The following is a 2,322-nucleotide window of genomic DNA, read 5'->3' on the forward strand; positions in this document are numbered from 1 at the left end:
TATTTGGGGTGACAACGGAGAGTGTTTTCTTCAATATATGGGTAACTTTCATGGTGTTTACCGATTTGTGATTTTTGGCGATTGATCAGATCACCAAGCATCATGAAAGTTCCAACTTTATTCACTATCTCGCTGGTTTATTTAAAAAATTTGTGGGGATAGCTCAGGGTCAGAGTCGCTGATAGTAAAATTTTAAATCAGCGACGCTGTCCCCACTGGTTTAGGTTTAGGTTTAGGTTTAATTTTACGGATTTACAATTAACCTTTTGTTTATATAGGTAACTTAGCTATCAGGTGCTCTTAATGGAATATTGTAAACCTAAACATTGGCTCAAATACACTGCGGTTGTTTTGGCTTTCGGAACCGCTTTGAGCGGCTGTGCCCCACAAAAAAAGTACTTTAATGAGCCACAAAAACCCTATGATGGCAGCTGGGAGTCTTTACAAGAAATGCCTGTCCCTAAATGGTTTGATGATGGGAAAATAGGAATTTTCATTCATTGGGGGCCGTATAGTGTTGTAGGTGCCAAAAAAGGAGACAGAGGCTACGCTGAGCATTTTCCACGTCTAATGTATGACGAACCGGATTATTATTACCCGCTATTGGAACAACGTTTTGGTGCTCATCCTCCTGAGTTTGGTTACAAAGACATCATCGATCATTTTAAAGCCGAAAATTGGGATCCTGACCAATGGGCTTCATTGTTTAAAGATGTCGGCGCGACTTATGTTGTATTTACCGCAGAACATCATGACGGTTGGGCGAACTGGGATTCAGATTTAACACCGTGGAATGCAATGGATAAAGGGCCGAATCGTGACTTGGTTGGAGATTTAGGAAAAGCTTTAAGAAAACAAGGTTTAAAATACGCACCATCAACGCATCGCGAACGCTTACCTAACCACTTTAATTTGCGAGAACCTGGGGGAAAGACAAAGTTTACTGTAAATGGTGTTAGACGATCTGATATAGCTGAAGAGATCAGGCTTAATCCTGAAGCGGCCTTATTATATGGACCAACATCTTACTCAAAAGAGTTTGTGGATGACTATGTTGCAAGGTGGAAAGAAATTCAGGCGAAATATGACCCTGACTTTTTATGGATGGATGATTATCCAATTTTAACCCGCGATGGTAATAAGTCTAATTTATCTCGTAATAACACGAATCCGCCGCCACCAGAGTTTCGACCAGAAGTTCAGTATTTTTATGACCAAGTGCGATTAATGATCACTGACTTTATGAACGAAGCTGCGGCAAAAGGTAAGCAGGTTTACCTCAATAATAAAGGGGGTAACCCGAATTTTCCAGCGGGCGTTGGCGCATACGAAAAAGACAATTTGAGACTAAAAAGCATAGGCCCAAAATGGCAAAGTTGTACTACTTTTGGCACTTCTTTTGGCTATCTTGCAGCTGAAGAAAGAGAAGATTACCCATTTAAGAAAAAATCAGATAAAGAAGTGATCCATGAAATGATAGAAATTATCAGTCGTAATGGTAACTTCTTAATTAATATTGGGCCAAAAGCTGACGGTACGATCCCTAGTTGGCAAGTTCAACGTTTAAAAAATATGGGCACTTGGTTAAAGATCAACGGTGAAGCAATTTATGGTAGCCGTTATTGGAAACATACAGAGCAGAAAAAAGACAAATTGTACTTTACCGCTAAAGGTAATGACCTATTTGCTATTGCTGCGGAGCAACCAAATCACCCATTCACCATAAAAGGTACAAAAGGTTGGGCTGATTCTACCGTCAAACGCGTATCATTATTGGGATCTTCGAAACAAATAAAATGGCATTTAAATGGAAAAGGGTTGGTTATTGAGCCACCAAAAGATTTTGGTGAAAGCGAACATGCGTGGGTATTTAAGATTGAAACTGTAAATAATCAATTTGTACGTTCAGCGTTGGATAAAGGCGTTGAAAGCATAAAAGATAATGAGATTCATTCCAAAGATTCAACAGATTACAATTAAACAACAAATGAACATTGATACCAACATACCGCGAGGGGTCAGTAATTGGCCCCTGACGATTTAATTATATTTAATATAGGGCGTTTCACGGCCATTAGGGTCCTCACTTGTCAGCCGATGTCTATAGCGCAAGAAAATCAGCGACTCTGAAAATCCTCTAGACAGACCTCCAATTTGAGTACCAGCTATGCTGTAGATGCTCAAATCCAAAACCCAAACTGGAGGCTGTTATGACACTTTACTGCGGCATTGATTTACATTCAAATAATCACGTCATTGTGGTGATTGATGAAGAGGATAATAAACTTGTGAACAAACGTATTGATAATAACTTATCTACAA

General features: G+C 39.4%; 1 protein-coding gene. It reads left to right on the forward strand.

Translation table 11 applies throughout. The features are described 5' to 3' along the window. Positions 1-303: 303 nt before the first annotated feature. Positions 304-1,980: an alpha-L-fucosidase gene (locus KO525_RS06855; RefSeq protein ID WP_215963060.1), complete on the forward strand. Its 1,677-nt coding sequence runs from the start codon at positions 304-306 to the stop codon at positions 1,978-1,980. Positions 1,981-2,322: the final 342 nt, after the last annotated feature.

This window comes from Psychrosphaera sp. B3R10 (genome assembly GCF_018861025.1).
GTDB classification, from domain to species: Bacteria; Pseudomonadota; Gammaproteobacteria; order Enterobacterales; family Alteromonadaceae; genus Psychrosphaera; species Psychrosphaera algicola.